This window comes from Paenochrobactrum gallinarii, from assembly GCF_014205685.1.
Classification (GTDB): domain Bacteria; phylum Pseudomonadota; class Alphaproteobacteria; order Rhizobiales; family Rhizobiaceae; genus Paenochrobactrum; species Paenochrobactrum gallinarii.
The window spans coordinates 1-3,964 of sequence record NZ_JACIIU010000056.1 but is presented as its reverse complement, the minus strand read 5'-3'; the positions used below and the strand labels follow the sequence as shown (position 1 = coordinate 3,964).

General features: G+C 45.7%; 7 protein-coding genes. 2 read left to right on the top strand and 5 right to left on the bottom strand.

Going from position 1 to position 3,964, the window contains the following annotated elements; translation table 11 throughout:
* Together FHS77_RS15670 and FHS77_RS15665 are read left to right on the top strand one after the other, a co-directional pair.
* A partial coding sequence (locus tag FHS77_RS15670; RefSeq protein ID WP_184224853.1) for a transposase domain-containing protein occupies window positions 1-105 on the top strand: 105 nt, incomplete at its 5' end.
* A 7-nt stretch (window positions 106-112) separates the two neighbouring features.
* Entirely contained in the window at window positions 113-565 is a 453-nt protein-coding gene (locus FHS77_RS15665) for a hypothetical protein (RefSeq protein ID WP_210307173.1), read from the top strand.
* 50 nt (window positions 566-615) lie between these two features.
* On the opposite strand, the gene FHS77_RS15660 is transcribed toward FHS77_RS15665, so the two are convergent.
* The 5 genes from FHS77_RS15660 to FHS77_RS15640 form a co-directional block, all read right to left on the bottom strand.
* On the bottom strand, window positions 616-909 hold the full coding sequence (locus FHS77_RS15660; RefSeq protein WP_075657596.1) for a helix-turn-helix domain-containing protein: 294 nt from the start codon (window positions 907-909) through the stop codon (window positions 616-618).
* Entirely contained in the window at window positions 906-1,247 is a 342-nt protein-coding gene (locus FHS77_RS15655; protein ID WP_184224852.1) for a type II toxin-antitoxin system RelE/ParE family toxin, read from the bottom strand. Before FHS77_RS15655 ends, FHS77_RS15660 begins: the two co-directional genes overlap by 4 nt.
* 37 nt (window positions 1,248-1,284) lie before the next feature.
* Window positions 1,285-1,608: a stability/partitioning determinant gene (locus tag FHS77_RS15650; RefSeq protein WP_246431383.1), complete on the bottom strand. Its 324-nt coding sequence runs from the start codon at window positions 1,606-1,608 to the stop codon at window positions 1,285-1,287.
* Window positions 1,601-2,308 carry an AAA family ATPase gene (locus tag FHS77_RS15645; protein ID WP_343061034.1) on the bottom strand — a complete coding sequence of 236 codons (708 nt, stop codon included), beginning with the start codon at window positions 2,306-2,308 and terminating at the stop codon, window positions 1,601-1,603. Before FHS77_RS15645 ends, FHS77_RS15650 begins: the two co-directional genes overlap by 8 nt.
* A gap of 483 nt (window positions 2,309-2,791) precedes the next feature.
* Window positions 2,792-3,844: a replication initiator protein A gene (locus FHS77_RS15640; RefSeq protein ID WP_184224851.1), complete on the bottom strand. Its 1,053-nt coding sequence runs from the start codon at window positions 3,842-3,844 to the stop codon at window positions 2,792-2,794.
* Between the last annotated feature and the right edge of the window lie 120 nt (window positions 3,845-3,964).

Below are 3,964 nucleotides of genomic sequence, written 5' to 3'. Positions count from 1 at the left end.
GAACCCTTTGTCTATCTCAGGGACACTTTGACAGCGATCGCAAACGGCCATCCCCAAAGTCGCCTCGACGAGCTACTACCCTGGAGCTTTAAGCCGTCAAGTTAAAACCCATGTGTTCTCCAGCAAACGCTTACACAAAATCTCAGCTAAGAATTTTTTGGATCTGCATTCTAACGTATCCGCAAATAAGGCTGGTGGATACAAAGTTTTGTGTCAAAACTATCTGGACTTAAAGGAAGACCATGCGCTTATTTGGGAAGGTCGCAGTCAAATTGAGGCAGATGTTTCTGGCTTAAACATAACAACAGCTTGGTACTTGCGTACTGAGGAAAGCAACCGAAAAAGAATTATTTACTTGCACTTTGGAAAGGAACAATTGCCTAGAAAGAAGGAAAAAGGGGTTTTAACCGTACTAAGATTGGCGAAGCCAGGTTCAGCAGGAGTTGGTATTCTCAATATCCAGTCAGGCACCCTGATAACTGCAAGTCGCCTAGATCAAAGCGAGGCTGATTACCTGCATGAGCGAGCAACGAAGTTCATAGAGATCGCTAAGGTCATTCAGTAAGGGAGTTCGCTTTTTTAGAAGTTGGCAGGGCCTTGAGCAATGCACGAACATCATAGCTTACCAAGCAAATCCTGCACGACAGAGGGTTTGCGTTCAATTAGAGCCAATAGTACCTGCGCCGGCCCTTGTGGTGTGCGGCGTCTTTGCTCCCAGTTCAGAAGTGTCCCCTTTGCGACACCGATACTGCGGGCGAAATCGGTTTGAGACAAGCCAGTTTGTGCCCGAATTTTAGCTACATCAATTTCCGGTAAAATAATTTCGTGAACCAAAGAGCCAGCCTCGTGCCCTTTGGAAAATTCAAGGGCTTCGTCCAATCCCTTCTTGATGCTCTCAAATGCACTCATTGTTTATTGCTCCACATTGAAACGATCGCCTTACTTATTTCTACTGCTGCTGTCTGTTCTTTAGGAGTTAGATCCGCTTTTTCATTTTTTGCGAAAATCGTGATCAGAAAGATCGGCATGTGGTGCCCGCCAAATACGTAGATCGTTCTAAAGCCCCCGCTTTTTCCACCACCTTCCCTGGGAATGCGGACTTTTCTTAATCCACCACCAAGAGAGACACCCTCTTCCGGGTTTGTGGCAATCCAAGTAATAGCCGCTTCACGCTCGGCATCCGTCATAATGGATCGCGCACGGCGCTGGAATTCTGGCAACTCAACTACAGTTTGTAATTTAGTCATCTAAATACACTTCAATGGCGCATAAGTCAATGGCGCACTACACCTTATTGTTCTTTGCAAGGAGGTCAACCGCATGCTCCAAGGTTTCCCCTAGCCCCCAACCATTAGCATCAGCGATTTCATAAAAGGCTGCAATCGTCTCAGGCTTTGCTTTAATATTGAACTGCACATTACGGCCAGTTCTGCGACGACGCTGCGGCTTTGTTGGCTCCGGTGCTTTAGGCTCCCTGCTTACAAAGCCCGCGGCCACAGCGGCCTCCTCTGTCGCTTTATCTTTTGGTGCGGTTTTGGGGGTTGGAACGAATGCACTGAGATCACTCAGAGCATCACCAAAGCCAAGATTTGCTCGTTGTTTACTCATCAGTATGCCCCTGCACTTGCATCAATTTCTCAACCACTTCGCCCGCAAATTGTCGTGCGTTATCGATTGCTTTATCAACGTTACTTACCTGTGATGGGTCAAGACTGGTCAGCGTACCACCATAATCGAAAAGGTCGCGATAGGCAGCGCGCTCTACGATTGGCGTCTCACACACATCAATACCACTTTGTGTAAGCTGTTCTTGCACATTTTTGAGTGCCCGTGAACGGACTGCGGCGCTAGTACGAGTTAGCACTACGGAATGCGGAATAACACGTCGTGCCATTTTCGCTTGATTATGTATCAAACGAATAGTTTTGGCGCCTCCCTTCGCATCCATCGAAGAGCCTTGAATTGGGATCAGAACCAAGTCAGACATGCCGATGGCGTTTGCAACCATTAGACTGGCTGTTCCCTCAAGATCAATGATCACAAATTGAGATTTTCCGGAGGCCTCCTCAATTTGATCAACAATACCATCCTCTGTGATGCCGCTGACAATAGAGATGTTCTCTGGCTTACCTGGGAGATTGGCCCATTGCGATATCCAGCGTTCTGGGTCGGCATCAAGGATCGTAACGCTAGCGCCACTTTCTGAAAGTTGCGTAGCAAGGATCAAGGCTGTCGTGGTTTTCCCCGCGCCGCCTTTTGGATTGGCAAATGATATAACTGGCATATGTGCTCGACTCTGTTTTTTCAAACACCTTACCTGATAGCTATCAAATAGCTATCAGGTATTTAAAGATATCAGATAGCTACCAGATACTGGATAGAATTTCAAAAGATACTAAATGGTATCCAATATGAGTGCTCACGCCTCTCAAACCATTATATGCAGAGACCAATGAATGTCCTGTTAGGATTTTCTGGGGCATCTAAGCCCCCTCAAACATCCAAGAGCGCTAAGCCTGCTCAAGATAATACACATCCCAACTAAGAGCCGTTCGTCGGGCTGAGGGTATTGAGACATGATATTGATTGTCGGATGGAAAAGCTCTTCTCAACAGCTGGAAGCCTAGCAGGGATCAAAGGCGTCGTAGTTTTTCAGTGCCGTCTTCGGGATAGGCAAATAATATAACTAGTATATGTTCGACTCTGATTTCATGGACTCTACCCAATATTTAAGATACCGGATAGCTACTAGATATCTTATAGAAACCAAAAAAGTACTGCATGGTATCTTTTACGGGTTACCTCGCCTCTCAAACCATTTTGTGCAGAAACCAATGAATGCCTTGTCAGGATTTTTTGGGGCATCTAAGCCGCCGTCAAGCATCCAAGAGCGCCAAGCCTGTTCAAGATAATACACATCCCATCCAGGAGCCGCTCTTCGGGCTACTTGATATGTATCGAGATCTAGTCGAATTGTCGGAAAACAAGCTGAATGAGATTTAACATCTTCCATACGACGGTTTGTAAAAATAATTACATCTTTTTCAATTCGAACTGCATAATCAGGCATATGTTCAAATTGTTCATCTTGTTTCGCGATATTCGAGACAAGTCGACGAAATTCTTTCTCTGTCGATGAAGACCCACATTTAGCTTGTAACTTGCTTAGACTAATTCGCCACTCCTTTTGTGCTCCGCAATGTTTACGTGCCAACTCATAAATCCGCCGTTCAAGCGGTTTTCTGAGGCGAAAATAATCACGATGCAGCGTCAAGACTTCTCGCGATCTAATAGCATTGAACACCCACTCAGATAAGCGAATTTCCACTTCCTGCATCCGCCCATCACGCGTTTCACGAACGATTTTGAAACGATCAATCAATCCAAATCCATCGAACTCCTCTTTACCACCAGTGATGATATTGGTAGTAATCGTTGTTCCTTTAAGGCGTTCCAAAGCAGCTTTTAGCTGTTCATACCCACGTCCGTCAGTCCCTCGGTTAGTAGCCGAAAGCAAGTCATACGCTCTGAACCTGATTGTTGGGCTAACTTCACGATTTTCATTAAGTGCAGCGATACATTGGCTAATGCAATAAATCAGGACATCTCGGTCATGTACTGTTGCCAATCCCTTCACCGAGGGGATGACCTCTACAAAATTCGAACCATTTTCATAACGCCGAACATGTCGATCAGGCTTTGTTGCAATTGAGAAAATAGGGTGCTCCATTGAAGCCATATCTCCTTTGGGTGCGGCATCAAAGATATCGCACACAAAGAAATCTCCCTGCTGCATCCGATCGGGCAGGAGAGGAGAGCGCAGATTCGTGTTATCACCCACCATTATGCTACTTTCGTGTTATTACCCACTGTAAGAGCCCCCGAATTCTCCGGACATTTTCTCACCCTTAATTAAGGGTTAGGAGTAATGTTAGGCATATGACTAGTCATAATTCGCATATTG